The 18,035-nt window shown below is 35.1% G+C and carries 25 protein-coding genes and 2 pseudogenes; 21 read left to right on the plus strand and 6 right to left on the minus strand.

The annotated features are described in order from the left end of the window. Positions 1-133 precede the first annotated feature (133 nt). The 10 genes from AAG747_RS19190 (at position 134) to AAG747_RS19235 (ending at position 6,606) form a co-directional block, all read left to right on the plus strand. A complete protein-coding gene (locus tag AAG747_RS19190) occupies positions 134-838 on the plus strand; it encodes a hypothetical protein (RefSeq protein ID WP_346822830.1) in 705 nt (234 codons plus the stop codon). A gap of 94 nt (positions 839-932) precedes the next feature. Beyond that, entirely contained in the window at positions 933-1,160 is a 228-nt protein-coding gene (locus AAG747_RS19195; RefSeq protein ID WP_346822831.1) for a hypothetical protein, read from the plus strand. Between the two features lie 366 nt (positions 1,161-1,526). Further along, entirely contained in the window at positions 1,527-1,943 is a 417-nt protein-coding gene (locus AAG747_RS19200; RefSeq protein ID WP_346822832.1) for a tyrosine-type recombinase/integrase, read from the plus strand. A gap of 136 nt (positions 1,944-2,079) precedes the next feature. Further along, complete coding sequence (locus AAG747_RS19205; protein WP_346822833.1) at positions 2,080-2,895, plus strand: hypothetical protein; 816 nt, start codon at positions 2,080-2,082, stop codon at positions 2,893-2,895. 417 nt (positions 2,896-3,312) lie between these two features. After that, a complete protein-coding gene (locus AAG747_RS19210) occupies positions 3,313-3,666 on the plus strand; it encodes a hypothetical protein (RefSeq protein WP_346822834.1) in 354 nt (117 codons plus the stop codon). Between the two features lies 1 nt (position 3,667). Continuing rightward, positions 3,668-4,108: a hypothetical protein gene (locus AAG747_RS19215; RefSeq protein WP_346822835.1), complete on the plus strand. Its 441-nt coding sequence runs from the start codon at positions 3,668-3,670 to the stop codon at positions 4,106-4,108. Positions 4,109-4,259: 151 nt separating this feature from the next. Beyond that, on the plus strand, positions 4,260-4,808 hold the full coding sequence (locus AAG747_RS19220; protein ID WP_346822836.1) for a hypothetical protein: 549 nt from the start codon (positions 4,260-4,262) through the stop codon (positions 4,806-4,808). 149 nt (positions 4,809-4,957) lie between these two features. Next, positions 4,958-5,239, plus strand: coding sequence for a hypothetical protein (locus AAG747_RS19225; RefSeq protein ID WP_346822837.1), 282 nt, complete (start codon positions 4,958-4,960; stop codon positions 5,237-5,239). A 211-nt stretch (positions 5,240-5,450) separates the two neighbouring features. Beyond that, positions 5,451-5,681 carry a hypothetical protein gene (locus AAG747_RS19230; protein ID WP_346822838.1) on the plus strand — a complete coding sequence of 77 codons (231 nt, stop codon included), beginning with the start codon at positions 5,451-5,453 and terminating at the stop codon, positions 5,679-5,681. A gap of 88 nt (positions 5,682-5,769) precedes the next feature. Then, entirely contained in the window at positions 5,770-6,606 is an 837-nt protein-coding gene (locus tag AAG747_RS19235; protein ID WP_346822839.1) for a hypothetical protein, read from the plus strand. Positions 6,607-6,641: 35 nt separating this feature from the next. On the opposite strand, the gene AAG747_RS19240 is transcribed toward AAG747_RS19235, so the two are convergent. Next, complete coding sequence (locus AAG747_RS19240; RefSeq protein ID WP_346822840.1) at positions 6,642-6,962, minus strand: hypothetical protein; 321 nt, start codon at positions 6,960-6,962, stop codon at positions 6,642-6,644. A gap of 151 nt (positions 6,963-7,113) precedes the next feature. Next, positions 7,114-7,347, minus strand: coding sequence for a transposase (locus AAG747_RS19245; RefSeq protein WP_346822841.1), 234 nt, complete (start codon positions 7,345-7,347; stop codon positions 7,114-7,116). 389 nt (positions 7,348-7,736) lie between these two features. On the opposite strand from AAG747_RS19245, the gene AAG747_RS19250 reads away from it, so the two are divergent. The 8 genes from AAG747_RS19250 to AAG747_RS19280 all read left to right on the plus strand — a co-directional run bounded on the left by AAG747_RS19250 (position 7,737) and on the right by AAG747_RS19280 (position 13,990). Further along, a complete protein-coding gene (locus AAG747_RS19250; RefSeq protein ID WP_346822842.1) occupies positions 7,737-8,633 on the plus strand; it encodes a restriction endonuclease in 897 nt (298 codons plus the stop codon). Between the two features lie 147 nt (positions 8,634-8,780). Continuing rightward, positions 8,781-9,398, plus strand: a complete 618-nt coding sequence (locus AAG747_RS19255; protein ID WP_346822843.1) for a hypothetical protein — start codon at positions 8,781-8,783, stop codon at positions 9,396-9,398. Between the two features lie 166 nt (positions 9,399-9,564). Continuing rightward, positions 9,565-10,032, plus strand: coding sequence for a hypothetical protein (locus AAG747_RS19260; RefSeq protein ID WP_346822844.1), 468 nt, complete (start codon positions 9,565-9,567; stop codon positions 10,030-10,032). 135 nt (positions 10,033-10,167) lie between these two features. Next, a complete protein-coding gene (locus tag AAG747_RS19265; protein WP_346822845.1) occupies positions 10,168-10,725 on the plus strand; it encodes a hypothetical protein in 558 nt (185 codons plus the stop codon). 34 nt (positions 10,726-10,759) lie between these two features. Then, positions 10,760-11,113, plus strand: a complete 354-nt coding sequence (locus AAG747_RS19270; protein ID WP_346822846.1) for a LysE family translocator — start codon at positions 10,760-10,762, stop codon at positions 11,111-11,113. Between the two features lie 8 nt (positions 11,114-11,121). After that, positions 11,122-11,385 carry a LysE family translocator gene (locus AAG747_RS29215; protein WP_430300663.1) on the plus strand — a complete coding sequence of 88 codons (264 nt, stop codon included), beginning with the start codon at positions 11,122-11,124 and terminating at the stop codon, positions 11,383-11,385. A 159-nt stretch (positions 11,386-11,544) separates the two neighbouring features. Continuing rightward, positions 11,545-12,552, plus strand: a complete 1,008-nt coding sequence (locus AAG747_RS19275) for a dienelactone hydrolase family protein (RefSeq protein WP_346822847.1) — start codon at positions 11,545-11,547, stop codon at positions 12,550-12,552. Positions 12,553-12,715: 163 nt separating this feature from the next. Further along, entirely contained in the window at positions 12,716-13,990 is a 1,275-nt protein-coding gene (locus AAG747_RS19280; RefSeq protein ID WP_346822848.1) for a M20 metallopeptidase family protein, read from the plus strand. 221 nt (positions 13,991-14,211) lie between these two features. Here the strand turns inward: AAG747_RS19280 and AAG747_RS19285 are convergent. Then, a pseudogene (locus tag AAG747_RS19285) lies at positions 14,212-14,364 on the minus strand (IS3 family transposase); the annotation flags it as partial. A 527-nt stretch (positions 14,365-14,891) separates the two neighbouring features. Between AAG747_RS19285 and AAG747_RS19290 the strand changes: the two are divergent. Genes AAG747_RS19290 through AAG747_RS19300 form a run of 3 tightly spaced genes read left to right on the plus strand, consistent with a single transcriptional unit; the run spans position 14,892 to position 16,418 of the window. Continuing rightward, positions 14,892-15,101, plus strand: a complete 210-nt coding sequence (locus AAG747_RS19290) for a helix-turn-helix domain-containing protein (protein WP_346822849.1) — start codon at positions 14,892-14,894, stop codon at positions 15,099-15,101. 4 nt (positions 15,102-15,105) lie between these two features. Then, the gene (locus AAG747_RS19295) at positions 15,106-15,432 is read left to right on the plus strand and encodes a HipA N-terminal domain-containing protein (protein ID WP_346822850.1); all 327 of its coding nucleotides are present in this window, start codon (positions 15,106-15,108) and stop codon (positions 15,430-15,432) included. Between the two features lie 2 nt (positions 15,433-15,434). Continuing rightward, positions 15,435-16,418, plus strand: coding sequence for a type II toxin-antitoxin system HipA family toxin (locus AAG747_RS19300; protein ID WP_346822851.1), 984 nt, complete (start codon positions 15,435-15,437; stop codon positions 16,416-16,418). Between the two features lie 251 nt (positions 16,419-16,669). Here AAG747_RS19300 and AAG747_RS29220 read toward each other — a convergent pair whose 3' ends face one another. From AAG747_RS29220 to AAG747_RS19310, 3 genes and pseudogenes are all read right to left on the minus strand, one after another. Beyond that, a complete protein-coding gene (locus tag AAG747_RS29220; RefSeq protein ID WP_430300662.1) occupies positions 16,670-16,780 on the minus strand; it encodes a helix-turn-helix domain-containing protein in 111 nt (36 codons plus the stop codon). A gap of 47 nt (positions 16,781-16,827) precedes the next feature. Further along, positions 16,828-17,223, minus strand: a pseudogene (locus AAG747_RS19305) (recombinase family protein). A gap of 335 nt (positions 17,224-17,558) precedes the next feature. Next, positions 17,559-17,888: a recombinase family protein gene (locus AAG747_RS19310; protein WP_346822852.1), complete on the minus strand. Its 330-nt coding sequence runs from the start codon at positions 17,886-17,888 to the stop codon at positions 17,559-17,561. Between the last annotated feature and the right edge of the window lie 147 nt (positions 17,889-18,035).

The following is an 18,035-nucleotide window of genomic DNA, read 5'->3' on the forward strand; positions in this document are numbered from 1 at the left end:
AGATATTAATGAGAATGGTAAGAGTAGTGTCTCAGATAAGGGTAACAATAATACTTTTATCAAAGGTATGATGGAGAGGTATGGGACGAATAAGGTTAAAGGTAATTATCGAAAAAATAAAAGTAATTAAGAGATGGACAGGATATTAATTGCTATCAGTTTTATTCCGTTTATGATTACTAGTTGTCAAAATGAGTCTAGTGTAATTATAGACCCTGACCCATTTAAAAAAGCCTTTCAAAATCAAGGTATAAGAATGATTACTTCTTATGAGCCATATACGACTGATATAGTTGATACGACTTATTTGAATAAACAAGGTCAGATTACTTTAGAGAAAGAGTATGCATCAACGAAGAGGTATGAGTATGATAGTTCAGGCAATTTGGTAAGGTTACTCTCCGTAAATGATGTGCCATCAAATTATTTTATTGAATACCAAAAGGAAGATAATAAGGTACTTCAAAAATGGTATTTAATTAATCACTTAAGATGGGATTTTGAGGAGAAAGACCTTGATGTACTTGAAAGAACGGTAGAGTTTAAGTTAGATGCTTCAGGCAAGGTAACAGAGGGGAAAGATCTGGATTATGGCGTTTTAACAAGGTATGAGTATGATAATACAAAGCTGATCTCCAGAAAAGTATATTCAGACGAAGATTTTGATAATCCTAGATTGAATTGGATTTATAAATATAGTGGTGATAGTAAATTAATTAAGATAGAGTGTTTTAAGGAATCAGAGTTGTTTATAGAGCATTATTATAATGATGATGGCCTTTTGGATTCGACAAGAAGGAATAATTACTCTATAGTATACAAGTATAAATACTACTAAAAAAGCCCTCTATTACCCCCCCCCATCAGGCAATTGGTTGGGGGAGGGGCCGGTTTAGTCTTAAAACTCTGATGGACATATCGATAAAGTAGTAGTGCTTGGTTTTTTACTTCTATGGGAAGCTTTTGGAGTGCTGGTATACGGTTTATGGATGGTGGTGTACAATGCAGAGGGCAACGAACAACCCATCACTCAAAACCAGGTGCACTATGTAACGGCCAGCACCAACGGCTGGTACAAACTGAGCCTGCTGGAGATCACCCTGACCCAAAACGGTTTTGTCAAAATCTTCGTGGCGAGCGAAAGTGATGTGGACGTTTGAACTGGGCGCCCCCGACTAGGCGTCCCCGTTAGATGACCTGAAAATCACCCACACCCCGGAAGTAATAGTGCCGGAGAATTATGCAGACGGCCAGTTGCAGACGGCTAGTCTACTATCCTTTCGGCCTCAACCTGGCCGGGCTTGAGAAGCAAGGGGCTCCGGATCACAAATTCCAGACTACGCGTCACGGTACAACGGTAAGGAAAAACAGGAAAAGTTTGGGTTGAACTGGATGGATTACGGGGCCAGGATGTATGATGTGGCTTTGGGACGGTGGAGTGCGATTGATGCAAAATCGCACAAGTACCACCCATGCTATTAGGACAGATAATTTGATAAGAAGAACTTTGGGAATACCGACTAGAGATGGATCGAATCATGCAGGAGGAAAGGTTGTTGATCCGAACACGTTACCGAAAATTGGAAACCTTGGATTATGAAATTTATATCATTACGAACAATATTAAGCACCGTTGTATCCTAGGCTTATTATATGCATCAGGACTTAGAAGAAGTGAATTGTTAAACCTTAAACTATCCGACATCGACAGTAAAAGCGTCTTGGATGATCTCAGGGTATATTACAAAGCCTATTTACCAAAGAAATATTTATTTGAAGGACCATCTGGTAAAAGATACAATCCTTCAAGTGTGTTAAAAATTGTATGTGAAGCAGGCAAAAGGGCGGGAATAAAAGAAAAGGTTAGCCCCCATATGCTACGCCACAGCTTTGCAACCCATTTATTGGAAAATGGAACAAACTTACGTATTATTGGGACATAATTCAACTAAGACCACAGAGATATATACGCATGTGGCTACCAATACCTTTATGAACGTGAAAGATTTATTATCTTAGTTCCCATAATAGAAATATAGTTACCTTAGTAACTATATATAATTGTTGTATATAATAAGAATGACGAAAAAATCAGAAATAGCCATTGAAAAAATTGAGGAAGGTGATATTTACAACTTTAAATTAAATGGCAAATATTTCTTTCTTCAAATACTAAAAATAGTGACAGGGCTACCTGCACCTTATGATGTTGATTTTAAATTCGGCTACTATCTAGCTGTTTTTCAAAAAACATTTAAAAGCATTCCAAAAGTTGAAGATTTGGATTTATCGACTGTTTACATACACAAATATTATAGAAAGAATACAGCTTGTTACTTCAGCATATGGAATAAAGAACCACAGATCCAATTTGATGAAAAATTGATGGATTACGAGCTGAAAGACAAGTACAAATTCTCAAAGTTTGACAATAAACAAGTAAAAAAAATTAGTGAATTTAAACCATCTTTGGTGCCTCAATTCTCAATGCCGAGTAAGTGTGATTTTCATAATGGAATACAAAACACTCACCAACCAATGTCAATACAAGCTATCCTAAAAGGACTGGAGGAGGAAGAAAAATTAAGAAATTCAAAAGCTAAAAAGGTTGAATCTCATTATTTTAAAGAATGGCTTGATTACATTAATGCCGATGCTTTGATAAAGACAGAAAAAGCTATTCTTAAATATGAAGAAAAAGAAGGTCAACAAAAAGCTAAAGAAAATGCTTTGAAAAAATGTATTGAAGCTATTAATAAGGTTGACGAGAGGTTTTCTCACATAGGAACTATAGAACGGGAAGATTTGGTTGAGAAACTAATTGAAATTTCGATTGCAAAAGAACTTGATGAAAAGCTTGCTGAGAATATAATTGAGGAAAATAGAGATTGGTAAAATGAATTACTATGCACAACATTGTATAAGTGTAATGCGGGCAAAAGTGCTAAATTTAAGCGAATTAAATAGTAACAAATATAGAGCAAAACCAAAGTAATGTACTTCTAATCCCGCACTATGCTTATCCTAAAAAGTTCGATTCGACTTGGTCTTTAAGACTTGATGCAATATTTGCAGGTTCTGGAAGACATTATTACAACTGGGAAATTGGTGGTAATTATAGTAGAAGTTTGGAGCCTTTTTCGAGAAGATGGAAGAGACCTAAAAAATGGAAAGAACAAACTCAAGAAAGTTTTGTATAGAGACAAAGATTCAGGCACGCCTACCAAAACGGAAATTTACAAGAGCAATAGATTAAAAAAGACAAGGGTTTTTACAAACTATTATGCAAATAAATATTATATCATAGAGTAAATGAGTGGGAATAATATTATCAAATTTTTTTTAGTAAGGTTACTTATCGTTATACTCCCATTAGTTGTTTTGTATTTTGCATTTGAGGCAGGAGTTGAAGCGAATAATCAAAAGGAACACAAAACTGATGTAGGCTTGGGTTTTGCGATCTTGCTATTTTTTATCTTCATAATTTTAACTGTTGGCTTTGTAATTGATTTTATAAAAAATCTTTACAAAAAGCATTACGATATTGCCCTAATTGACATACCATTTTTATTGGTTTTTCTGATTCCTATTATATACATTCATTGTCAAATGGGCGGTTGTTGTGAAGGTTTTTGTGATTGGTATATTAACTTTTTAAATTTCTAAAATGAATTTAAATTTTATATTAAAAAGTGTAGTAATAATAGCTGTTTTGATGTGTTTTCAAGACTTAAATGCGCAAAGTATTATAGGGAAATATTACATTAATAAAATTATCGGGCGTAATTTGAATGATTCTGATGAGTTTATTTTAACCGAAATTAAACCAAACGAAAAAAAAGAATACGTATATGGTAATATAATTACTTTTAATGAGGATTATAGTTTTACATGCACATATTTTGCTCCTTGTGGAAATGATTGCTTTCCTTCTTCAGACGGGACGTTTGAACTAATTACCAATAACAAGATTAAGTTATTGGTAAAAGGTTATTCACAGGAAGGAGATTGTGAAAGTAAACTAATTAAATTGAATTTTAATCTCGGGATATATTGTATTTCAACAGAATCAGAGAATACGATTAAATTTATAAAACAGAATAAGTAACTACCACCAACAATGGCTATACGTAATGCAGGTTTAAGTGAAAAATTTAAAATATCCAACGATTCTGCTCTACTCCGTGCCGATTTGAAACTTTCAGCTTTCAAATCCCGCACTACGTATAGCCGAGACCGTTGTGCTTCAAACTGAAAAAATGAATAGATATTTTAAAATAGTATTTTTAATCCTATCGATTTTACCAATTTCATCATTTGGTCAGAACGGAATAAAGGAAAAAATAGACAGTCTAAAATATGTTGAGAATATGCCATATATCTGTGAAGGATTTACTAAATGTGGAGACGAATTATTTTGGAATGTTGTAAAACTAAAAGAAAAAGGCATACCATATCTTATCGAAAAGCTGAATGACTCTACAGAAACTAAAGCTGGAGTTGTACTCTTTGGCGGAAATCATTCTGTTGCAGATATTGCTTATGTCGCACTTGAGGAAATAATTCAAGGAATTCCAACTTTTGAATTACTCGGTACTGAATTTGACCAAGATGGTTGCGGATATTGTGAGTATTGGAATTTTTTAAGAAAGGATTATCAAAACAGACTGAATTTTAAGCTTGCTGTTAAACAATGGTATAATAAAAATAAAAAGGATTTAGTTTGGATTTCAAGTAATGAATTTTCAAGTTGCGATTGTAGTGGAAAACATCCGAATGAAGGTCATTACGAAATTAAAAAGAAATAAAAGCACAACATTGGCTATAAGTAATCGCTTCTTCTCGCCTACTTCTGAAAATCCGCGAGGATTTTCAGTTTGGTGTGTACTTGCAACGTTAAGTACTAACCCACGCAACTACTCATAGCCGAGACCGTTGTACACCATTTGACAAACCAATGATATTTCTAATTGACAAAGTAGATTCTGAACACCAAGTAAGTGTTTACGAAAACATTACTGATTTAACTCAACGAGTTGAATGGCAAGATATTTATGAAGGAAAATCAATAATTATTGACAAAAACGGAACTGAATACGAATGGGATTCTTCAAAAAAAAATGAAATAGGAACTGTATATAATTACACTTTAATTCCAACTTTAAGAGTTTCGGAATTGCTAACTGAATGTTTGAAAAGAGTAAATAATAATCAAAATATCTGTGAATTTAGTTTTTAGAAAATGAGTTGGGATATTGTACTTTTTAATTCAATACAAAAAATAAAATCAGTTGCTGAATTGGATGAAAACCAACTCGAACTGACTGATTTTTGCGGGATTTTGGAAAACTCATTTGACCAAATCAAAAAAACGATAATCATAGAGAAATAATCGGAACGAATTTTACGATTGACTTTTTTGAGGACAACGAGCAGTCAAGCAATTTTTTATGCTTTCATTGTATGGAGAAAATGGACTTTATGAGTTAATCGAAATAGCTAAAAAGCATAATTGGCAAATTTATGACTCTGGAATTGACGGAATGATTGACTTGGGAAATCCTGAAAAGAACGGACTTGACAATCACAAAAATTATGTTATACAACAACAAAAACGATGTACAACAATGGCTATAATTCAGTCCTGCCGTTATCCAAAAAATAAAATTCATTACTTTTAACCTGGCTCGATTCCGAACAGGATAATCCTACCGGACTTCCCGGGCCGAAATCATAGCCGAGACTGTTGTAACCAATTAAAACTAAAAAATGGACTCAAAACAATTACATAGAAAGTTTTACAACAAATTTGATTTGGCTAAATGGTTCAATGAAAAAAATGAATTGGTTGATGAAAATGAAGTCGAGTACCAATATTGTGGAACAAAAGAGGATTTTAGAAAAGAGTTTGTTTATCAAGAAATTGAAAAATATTATTCTGATGACAAAATATATTTGATTATTACGTCTGGTAATAGTTCCTTAGTTTCAAAATCAGAAATTGTTGATAGAATTGAGAAATTTATTGGCAAAAAAGAAATTGGAGTAATGGATAAGTCCTTTACAAAACTTGTGTTTTTTAATTCTTATGGAACATACAAAAAAGGTGTTGTTATAGACTACCCAAAAAGCCGAACAAGAAAAGACAGAATACCTTTGAAAGTAGCATTCCACGCAAATATGTATGATGCAAGTACACAACGAGTTGCTAAGGCTGTACAAGAACCTCTTGAACAATTAGGTAAGAAATTAAGCAATGACTATGCAGGAAATATGGAGCATTTATGGATAGATTTGGAATTGGTTGAAAGTTATTTAGTAAATAGAAAACCTTACTTATTCCGTTTTCAAAAAAAGGTAAATATTGCGTCCTCTGTAGGAGGTAAAGATTATTATTACAATGTTGGACATTTTAGTGTAGCGCCTGACTTCGATAAATTAAAAGTATTTCCAGACGATTTGGTTTGTGATTATATATTAACCTTGATGTATCAATCTACTCAAGTTTTAATAGATAATCAGAAAAAATTAGATAATTTTGATACTATCAAGTTTCGTTCAGATTTTGTGAAATCCTGTAATGAAATGGGATATTTATTAATTTGACAAAATAACTGCTTATAACAATGGCGGTAGTGGATTCAAAATAAGGATGTATTTTTTGTCAATTTGTCAAGGTTATAGTGGTAGAGGAAATACCGGATAGCCAGCCAATGGTTTTTCCAGGTTTTGGAAAAAGCCAGGTTTTTTCCGTACTTAACCTTGCGCAGTGTTGCCGCAGGGTATTGTTCAGGCGTTCGATCCGGGTGGTTTGTTTTTTTCCTTCGGACTTGATGTTGACCTGGGGCAAAGATGGCTTCATAAGCCGCCAAACCATCGGTGAACACCAGGGCCTTTTCGCGTAGCTCTTCCGGAAGACTCAGCCATAAGCACCATGCCCCAGCCTCATCCCGACTGCCCAAATGGAAATCCCCAAGCCTGTCCGCCTATCTACAGCCAACCACAGCTATTCCGGACAATCTTTCGCCCCTACAAAGCTCCACATCTCATCCGCTTCCAGACAATAAAGGCTTACTGCCGGCTGCTTCAAGACCCCTGCCGGCAGCAGATCTTTCACTTTTTGCCAATGTAAGCTTCCCAGTTTTTTTGCCAACAGCCCTGCTTGCACCAACGGTTAAAGTGGTGGAAGACACTTTGCCAACTGTAAGGCCCTTCCATAAAATGCCGTATGGGCAGTTCCCGCCATTGGGCCCCTGTTTTCAAACGGTAAAGGATGAGTTCTACAATGTTAACTAGCTTATCTTCAGTTAGTTTAGGCCCTTTTTTGATTTGTGTTAAATGTGGCAATATCTTGTTTTTTATTATATCTTTGGATAAAATGCTCATATTTGATGCTCAACTTAAGATTGTCAGAATTTCCTAAGTTACTCATTTTGAGCATTTTTTACTTTAGACAACTTCGTTGGGTAATTTTTTTTAACAAAATCCAGACCCTAAATTATTTGGAGCAAGGCAAAATGATTATAACCCAACAGTCGAAGATATATTAAATGGAAACAGCTCTAAATAAAATACAATTGCCAACAATGGCTATAAGTAATTGCTTGTTCTCGCCTATTTCTGAAAATCCGAGAGGATTTTCAGTTTGGTGTGTACTTGTTAACTTTATAACTTTACCACACAGCTACTCATAGCCGAGACCGTTGGGCTTAATTAGAAAACAACCGAATTAATAAATGGAATTACCTAAATATCACGAAACTTTTATGCCGATTTTGGAAACGCTGAATTCGATTGAATCAATAAGCAGTCGAGAATTAGCAATTAGAGTTCGTGACAAATATTATTCAGGCTTACCGAAGGAACTTTTAGATAAAAAAACAGGTACTGGAGCAAATACTTTGATTGACCGAATACTTTGGGGGAAATCGTATCTGAAAATGGGAAAGTTTGTATTCTATCCTAAAAGAGGAATGGTACAAATCGGAGATAAAGGAAAACAGGCTTTAGTAAGTGGGCAATTATTGTTATCGGACTTACAAAATGATCCTGATTTTATTCAATATCGCTCTTCCGTTAAAAGTAAAAAAGAGGACAAAACCGAATTGGAAACGGTTGATGTTGAGAATGCTTCACCTCAAGACCTAATCGATACTGGATTTGAGACAATTGAAACAGAAGTTAAAACGGAACTTCTTGAAAAGCTTAAAGAACTTGACCCTTACTTCTTTGAAAAAGTAATATTGATTTTACTCAAAAAAATGGGTTACGGAGATTTTATTGAAACTTCGAAATCCGGAGATGGTGGAATTGACGGAATCATAAACGAGGACAAACTTGGTCTTGAAAAAATTTACACTCAAGCAAAACGATACAATGAAAATAAAGTACGTGAAAAGGATATTAGGAATTTCATTGGAGCAATGAGTGGAGATACTTCAAAAGGAGTATTTATAACGACATCAACATTTGACGATTCAGCAATTAAGAAAGCAAGAGAAGCGCATCATTCGATTATCCTAATTGATGGACCTAAACTGGTCGACTTAATGCATCAATACAATGTTGGTGTTCAAGTAAAGACCATCTATGAAGTGAAAGAAATTGACAACGATTTCTTTGAAGGAGAATAAAAAAATAACTAAGCCCAACAATGGCTATAATTCATTGTGGTTTTCTGCCACACCAAAATAAAAATCAACGGCTGATTTCTAAGCGGAAAATCATAACTGAATTTCCGCAACAGACCATACACAAAACCATTATGCTCAATCGACTACATGAAAGAATTCTTCCAACTCAACAAACCAAAACTTGTATTTGCATTCAAATTTACATCAGTACTTTTCCTAGCACTAGTGCTGATAGCTTTCGGAATTGGCTATTTGAACGGACAAGTACCTGAACTAAGCCTTTTTCTGGTAGTGATTTTTGGTGCAGGAATTGGAATGCCAATTTTTATTCTTCTTATAGGAACACTGAGAGGAACTTGGGATTTACATAAACGAAGAAAGGCATTTAGCACTTACCCATTTTCAGAGCTATTGAATTACGGGTTTATGGAACAACTAAAAAACGACAACAAGAGGTGGCAATTTACCGAACCGATTTTAACAGGCCAGATAGATAACTTTAAGATAATAGCGGAGGTGGACACACAGCATGAACCTGATATTATTAAGTTTCAAGCTTTAACCGAAGTAGAAGTGATCGGAAAAGATGAAGTGAAACGTTTAACTCGAAAATTTTCAACGGATGATATCAATCTGGACTTTCAAGGTGTATCAAAAAGGATATCCGTCAAAAACCATCGAATGAACAACGTGACAGAATTGTCCAACGAACTTTCAAGGTTTATACGAATAATAAATCAGGAGAACTTTAAACCGAAGAAATGAGCATAACAAATGCTATGAATGGGATTTCATCGGTCAGGGTATTTTTGTGAGAATTGGAAAGTCCGCCACAGGTATTAAATTTAAATCAAGGCGTGGCTATGTGCGAGACGGGAGGTTAGTGCTTTCTAATCCCCACTCATCATAGCTTGGCGTTAGCTTTCATTAAATGAAATGGATAAATAAAATAAAAATGAGGAAGATTATTCATAGAAAGGAAACTTATCTATGGAAAAGGGCTCACTACCATCTTGACAACTATGAATTCTCAGAATGTGTGGAGCAGATTGTTATTTATCTAGAGAACTTTAAAAACTCACCTATTAAATTACATTTTCGAGAAGAAGATAATGTATTGATAAATTCAAGAGATGAAAAGGGTAAATGGATGGTCGGTTATCCTGATTCTGGGGTTATTTGGTTTTCAAATACAGGAAAAACAGTAATTCAAGGAGAAAACTCGGATTGCAAGCAGATAAACCTAAATAGACCAGCAGTAATTATAAAGTTGATTGACTATTATCTATTTAATGGTTGGAATCCTAAATTTTCTAAACAAAGTTTTGTGGTAAATGACGCACTTAGGGCACTTGAATTTATTGACTTTCCAAAAGAAAAAATGAAAACGGAAAGCTAACAATGTGTATAAGTAATAGCGGTTTAAGTGATAAAACGAAAGTACAAGCAAAAAACAAAGGTCGGTGCAAAACCGAAAGGTTTGTATGTAGAAATCCGCTACTACTCATACACCAGACCGTTGTAGGTAATTAAAATGGAAAAACTATTAGAAGATATTGAAAAGGTTGAATTCACTACAGAGGCGAACTTCAGTTACGACTTGGATAGAGAATTCGAACTTATTGCTTCTAATTCTGAACCAACTCAAAAAGAACATTTGAAGACTGACTTTAATAGGTTTTTAGAAAAAGGAAGGTTTGCAGTGCTCAACACATTTAGTGGTGGAATACTATTTATAAAGGTTCCAGAACCTATTGAGAAAATAAAAATTGAATCACGAACAGACTTGAAGGACTTTGAAGCCTCAGTTCTATTCAAGTCTGAATTAAGAAGACCTGAAAATATTAAATACAAACCTAATGCGGGAAAAACAGAATCTACTCAATGGTGTGTTGATTTGATATTTCCGAACTACTTTGAATATCCGAAAGAGATTCGGAAAGCACTACTTCTGATAATTGGAAAGATAATAAAACGAATTTGTGAATACGGACGGACAAATTTCGCTTATATGAAGATTGAAAATGAATTCGAAATAGAATTAATTATTGACAATCAGATTGAATCGAAACTTAAAGTCGAAATGAATTAAAAACTACCAACGTTAAGTATAAACCAAGAAAATTATGTTCGGAATAATAAACTTTGAGGCATTTTTAATAGCTGGATTAATTTTGAACCTGACACCAGGTGCTGATACAATGTATATTCTTGGGAGAAGTATTGCTCAAGGAAAAAAAGCTGGGATTTTATCAGCGTTGGGAATATCGACAGGTGCTATTTTTCATATCATTTTTGCAACGTTAGGATTATCAATCATACTAGCCAAATCTGCAACAGCTTTTGAAATAGTCAAATATTTGGGAGCAGCATATTTGATATTTTTAGGACTAAAAACAATATTCAAAAAAACAGATGGAAAATTTGAATTGAGTAATGAAAATGAAATTATAGAAAGATTTACTTTTCTGGGGTTCTAACCAATATTCTGAATCCAAAAGTAGCATTATTCTTTCTCGCGTTTTTGCCTCAATTTATTGACCCAAATTATGTACAAAGCCCACTTCCATTTTTAATTCTTGGAATTACATTTTTACTAACAGGAACAATTTGGTGTTTAATTTTAGCATTGTTTGCTTCAAAACTATCTGACCGAATTAGAAAAAATTATAAAATAAAAATGTGGTTGGACAAAATAACTGGAGGAATATTTATAGCACTTGGAATAAAACTCGCATTAATGAAAAAATAACGGTTGCCAAAAACGTGTATAAAACATAGCTAATAAGTGCTAAATCGAAAGCATAAACACAAAAGAAAGGTCGGTGTTAAACTGAAACGATAGTGAGTAGAAATCCGCTACTATTCTTATACGAAACCGTTAGCATACATTTAACAGAAATTATTGAACATGAAACAAACCTTACTTTTTTCTATAATACTCCTGGCAAGTAATCTGATATTATTTGGACAAAACAACACTGTTTTAGACAAAATCTATAAGCATTCTTCTGTAATCACAGAAAATGATACGATAAATTACCATACGCACGCCAAACAAAGTATTGATTCAATTAATACTTTATTCTTATATATTCAAGGTTCAAGGGCCAGGTCCTTATATCAACTAAGAGAACGCAATGGAAAAACATCAATAAAAACAGTTCTGCCGTTTACTTTAACTACAATTCCAACTAACTATTTATTTGTTGTTATTTCACGTAAAGGGTTTCCTTTTCTGATGAAAACAGCCAAATCTTTTTCCACTCCAAAATCATACTTTGAGCATCAAACTCTTCAGTATAGGGCAAATCAAGCCGACTTAGTTATTAACGATTTGTGTAATAAGTACAATAAGAAGTTTGATAAAATAATTGTACTTGGGCATTCCGAAGGCAGTGATGTTACAGCCAAACTAGGAACTATAAACGATAAAATAACCCACTTTGGATATTTGTCTGGAGGTGGCAATACGCAATTTATTGATTTTGTGACTTTTATTAGAAAAGATGTTGACAAGGGACACCTAACTGAACAACAGGCTCAAAACAAAATTGATACGTTGTTTAACGATTTAAAAAATATCATGTCCGATCCAAATGCCACTGATAAATTTTGGCAAGGAGAAAATAATAGCTATAACCGATGGAGCCACTTTTCCGAACCTCCAGTTGAAAATTTGTTACAAATAGAGAAACCAATATTTGCTGCCATTGGAACAAAGGATCAAGCTGTGGCTTTAGAATCGGCGTATCTAATCCCAATTGAATTTATAAGACACCGAAAAGACAATCTTACCTTCAAAGTTTATCCGGATTTAGATCATGGATTTGGAAAAGAAATAGAAAACGGAAAGTTTGAAGAACATTGGGATGATGTTTTTCAAGATTTTCTAAATTGGGTAAATCAAACAGAGTAAAAACGTACGCTAACAGGGTGTATAGGTAATAGCGGTTTAAGAAAAAACGGAAGTATAAACATACAACAAATGCCAGTGCAAAACTGAAAAGTTAGCGTATAAAAATCCGCTACTTCTCATGCACTTCACCGTTGTGCATAATACGAAAAAACTGAATCGAAATATGAAATTAAAAAAGAACCTAATATTTCTATTATTAAGTATTCTAATCTCTTGTAAATCATCCGAAGAAAAAAACATCCACCAAAAAATTGAAAATGACACCGAAGAAATATTCGATAATTTAGTTGAAATTAGAAGAGACTTTCACCAAAACCCTGAGCTCGCTGGAGATGAAAAAAGAACTTCCAAAATTATTGCTGAATATTTATCGAAGTTAGGATTGGAGGTTAAAACAGATGTCGCAGGTCATGGCGTTATTGGAATTCTAAAAAGCGGAAAAGAGGGAAAAAATATAGCTTGGAGAGCTGATATGGATGCTCTACCCAATGATTTTCCCGACGAAGTTCCATTTAAATCAAAAATTAAAGGAATACAGCATGGTTGTGGTCACGATGTTCATATGGCAATCGGACTTGGAATAGCTGAGATATTAGCTAAAAACAAAGAAGCTATTAAAGGCACCATATATTTCATATTTCAACCGGAAGAGGAAACTTTTGTAGGTGCAAAAAATATGGCTAATAGCAGTCTGTTTTCAGAATTGAAAATTGATGAAATATACGCATTACACGTAACTGGGTTACCAGTAGGTCAAATAATGGTCAAACCCAATGAACTATATGCTTATCAAAAGCGAATACAAATTACATTCAATGATGAACTGTCAAAAGAAGATGCAGGAATTCTATACAATCAAATACGAACTGAAACCCTACGAAAAAAAGATGGGGCAAATCCCTGGGAAATTCCAATGGCTTTTGATTCTATAGTTGGATTAACTAATCCAAATACTATTTTCAAGGACTATCTTTTTATGGAGGAAAATTTCGTAATCGAGGAAAACAACAATCAACTTGACGTAAAAGCGTATGCTTATGAAACCAACAAGTCGAATTTGTCTAATGTTTTACCGAAAATTGAGCAGATAATTGGCGAATCTGAATACAAGGATAAATTCATCTCGACATCCTTTATTCAGGAAAATCCAACCGTATTGAATGATATGCTATTAACGAAAAATGCAATTAACACGCTGACCAATATTTATGGTAGTAAATCTGTTGCGATGGATTATGGGCAAATTCCATATTTCAACGATGACTTCTGTTACTTTCAACAAAAAATACCTGGAGTGTATTTTTTGTTGGGTGGTTCAAATCGTGAAAAAGGAATTAATGCTATGAATCACGCACCTAATTTTGGAGTTGACGAAGAGTGTATAAAAGTTGGAGTGAAGTCCTTTTCATCTTTGATTTTGGAAAGGACTAAAGAATAAAGCACTATGCACAACACTGTAAAAGTGTAATGCGGGGGGAGTGATAAAACGAAAATATGAATATAAACAAAGGTCAGAGCTGAGTCGAAAAGTTAGAACTTAAAAACCTCAACTGCTCGTAGCCGAGCCCGAAGTTATTTGTACTAGCCACCACTTGATCTGACATGTGATAATTATCGGTCACTATGAAAAGAACTTTTAAGCTCTTTATATTGGATGAGCTTTTCTTTGGCTAAAGGTATGGAATCTTTGAAGGTTTGCAAAGGGGTTTTTCCATAACAGTATTTGCTGGTGTGTGTTCTCTGGTGGTTATACCACGTTATCCACTGATCCAGGTCCGTCTGAAGTTCTTCAAACATTTTGTAGATTTTTTTCGAAAAGCCACCCAAATGATCAAGACAAAAGTAGTTGTATAGTAGGAATTGGTGGGCTGAAAAAAAAGAAAAAGCCCTCAAATCGTGTGATTTAAGGGCTTTAGCAATTCTTTCGACTTAAACTTGTCGGGGTGGCAGGATGATTGCAATAATACCCTTAAATATTGATTATCAATTACTTATCCATTTGTATTTATTCTATGGTTACCTATTTGCTTCCATATAATTTATTCTTAAATATACTATTTTTTACTTATAAAAATCAAGTTATTGACTTGTTATTACCTGCTACTACAGTGTCATTTATAGAAAAGTCGAAATGAAAGATGTTACTAGCTTCATTTAAAAGCATAAATTAACCGAAAAAACAATCTCATAAAGTCGATACCCGTAACATGTATAATTTGCTTCTATTAGTATTCCACCGATGTATGTTACTTGGAATAATGCTAAATAGTGCTTTTTAATGCTCTTTTCATTGCTTTTATAAAAAAAAGTATATATTTTTACTTTAAAAGAGCTTTATAATGCACCTTGAGGAGATTATCCAAACCATTAAAGAGCGTAGAGAAATGCTGCAGGTAACCCAGGAAACACTGGCAGAACTTTCCGGTGTAGGTTTGCGAACCATCAAACAATTGGAAAGCGGAAAAGGAAATCCTACCCTCCAAACCTTACAGAGCTTGACAGAAGTTTTGGGGATGGAAATTTGTTTGCAAGTGAAAAAAACGCAATAGGTAAATGAGAGCAGCCAAGATCTTATACAAAAATGAAGAAGCCGGTGTTTTAACCCAGCATGATGACGGGACGTTTACATTCCGCTATGATGACAATTGGATGGCTGACAGCAGTAAGCCAGGCATAAGCCTCACCCTGTCCAAAACACAAAAGGAATATCATTCCAAATACCTCTTTCCTTTTTTCTTCAATATGCTGCCGGAGGGCTCTAACAAGCAAGTGGTTTGCCGGCATATGCGGATTGATCCGGATGATTATTTCGGCATATTAATGACCACGGCAAAAACGGATACCATAGGAGCCGTTAGGGTAATTAAACGAGAATTATAAGCATGCTTTTACCGGAAATCAACCATTGTCCCGGCACCTTGGCCGATGGCTTTAATACCTACAGCAGCACTTGCCTGAAGAGAGTATTCAACGGAAGAAAGGTCCATCATATACTTTCCTATGACTCACCCACAGCCAATTCGGAGACGGATGAATTATTTGAAGAAAATAGAAAACGTATCTCTATTTCAGGAGTGCAGGAAAAATTTTCCGTATTGTTGGAAAAAAACAGACTCAGATTAGTCAAGGAAGGCGAAAGGGGAACCTATATTCTGAAGCCGATTCCAAGTGCAGGAAAAAAAGCGGATCAGATGCCGGCCAATGAACATTTGACCATGCAAATAGCCCGTCAGGTGTACGGTATAGAAACCGCTGAAAACGCCCTTATTTTCTTTAAGAACGGAGCTCCTGCCTACATTACCAAACGGTTTGACGTCAGAGAAGACGGGAGCAAATGGGCCCAGGAGGATTTCTGTTCTTTGGCTAAAAGAACCCCTCAAACGCATGGGGAACATTATAAATACCTGGGTAACTACCTGGAGCTTTTTCAGTTGATGAAAACCTATGTACCTGCCTATAAAATAGAAGCTATTAAGCTATATAAGGTTTTGCTTTTTAACTACTTGTTTTCAAATGGCGATGCCCATTTAAAGAATTTTTCACTCTTGGAAACCCCAATGGGGGACTATCGTCTAAGTCCTGCATATGACTTGTTAAATAGCAGAATACATATAGAAGATAAAGACTTTGCGCTGGATGACGGGCTATTACCCAGAAATTTAGCCCAAGGTAAAATCAGCCAACAATTCTTTCTTTTGGCCGAACAGGCGGGATTAAATGAAAAGCAAGCAAATAATGCATTGAATATGCTCGCCTCAGGCTCAGAAAAAGTAGAAAAGCTGGTAGCCGCCTCCTTCCTGAATGAAAGTGCCAAACGCAATTATTGGCAAGCTTATCTGACCCGGTTGAAACGCTTGATCAAATAATTGATTTAAAATGGATGGAAAGGTTTTGTAGACCATATTCCTACAAAGTGGTACAAATACCCTTTTGTAATATGTTTTCTACCATGTTAAAAAATAGAGTCGACACATTTTTTTAAAGCACATCCACACAATACTACATTAGTTTTACCTTCCCCCACTATAAGAAGGATTAAGACGGATACATTAGAGTATAGAGAAAACGGAGGACACCTAAAAATAAGTAAACAGGATTAAGTTGGGACTACTTTAACTCAATACTCCCCCTGTACTACTTTGTACAAAGTCCCTCGGCTGATATTAAATTGCTCCAACAACTCCTCTATGGTATGCCCTTTGGCTTCATATAAGGTTTTTAAGGCCAATTGTTGTTGTTCACTTAATACCCGTTTTCTACCTCCCTTTCTTCCTCTCAGCCTGGCTGCTTCCAGGCCGCTTTGGTCCGTTCCCGGATGAGGTTGCGTTCGAACTCAGCCAACGCTCCGAAAATATGGAAGATCAGTTTTCCGGTAGGGGATCCAGTGTCGATATTTTCATGCAGGCTTTGAAATTTCACCTCATGGTCTTCCAGCCACTGCACCCAGCTGACCAGGTCTTTCATCGAGCGGCCCAGGCGATCCAGGCGTTGAATGATCAAGGTGTCCCCTTTTCGTAACTGTTCCCGCATCCGCTCCAGCTCCGGCCGCTCTGATTTTGCTCAACTGGCAATGTCGCAAAAAATATTTTCTACTCCGGTAGCTTTCAAAGCATCTATTTGTGCATCTAATTTTTGGGCTTTGGTGGAAACCCTTGCATAACCTATCTTCATATGATTTGCTAAAAAGTATATTTACTCATCAATGCATACAAGTTTATGTATTTTGAATTATAGATGCAATTTATAAACTATAAAGCCGGCAAAATATTAGGAAAGTAAAGTTGGGTTGGAAGCGTTCAACAAACGAACATTTTCTATACGCTCGATAATTTGATCAAAGCGGCAAAATTGAGAACTCTATAAAAACAAAAAGTCCGGCATTTCTACTAGAATTCTTATTTTTTTACTCTGTATCACATCTCTATTCTACACTTCGATCTGAGTCAAAAACGGTATAGAACATCGGGTATGTTCGGGATAATGCTAAAAGGAGCCACATGGTAGTATTATTGCCTTGAGCGTGTTTTTTGGACAATTTTGCCAATTACCGCCCTGCTTACATTTTGAGCAATTTTCTTTTTAATCTGGTTAATACTCAAATCCGTTTCAGCGGCTAACTTTTGTACTTTTTTAATAATATGTTCAGGGGTCTTAGGCCTGCCAATAGGTTTTCCTCTTGCTTTTGCTGCTTCCATACCAGCTTTGATCCTTTCAGTAATCAGGTCACCTTCCAATTCTGCCATTGCCCCAATCAAGACAAACATGGCTTTCCCGATAGGGCTGGAAGTATCTATATGGTCTTTGACACTAATAAAGCCTATGCTTAAATCGGGCACAAAAAGCACATTATCAAATCAGACTTACTTATAGTAGTGTATTAGAAGAATAAGGGATTACCTTATTTTCATTGTGTTGCACTTTTAAGTAAAACCAATGAAAGTAAGGCAACAAGCAGTTTATATATTGATACTAAAAATCAAGTT

It is taken from the genome of Rapidithrix thailandica (genome assembly GCF_039710355.1).
GTDB classification, from domain to species: Bacteria; Bacteroidota; Bacteroidia; order Cytophagales; family Flammeovirgaceae; genus Rapidithrix; species Rapidithrix thailandica.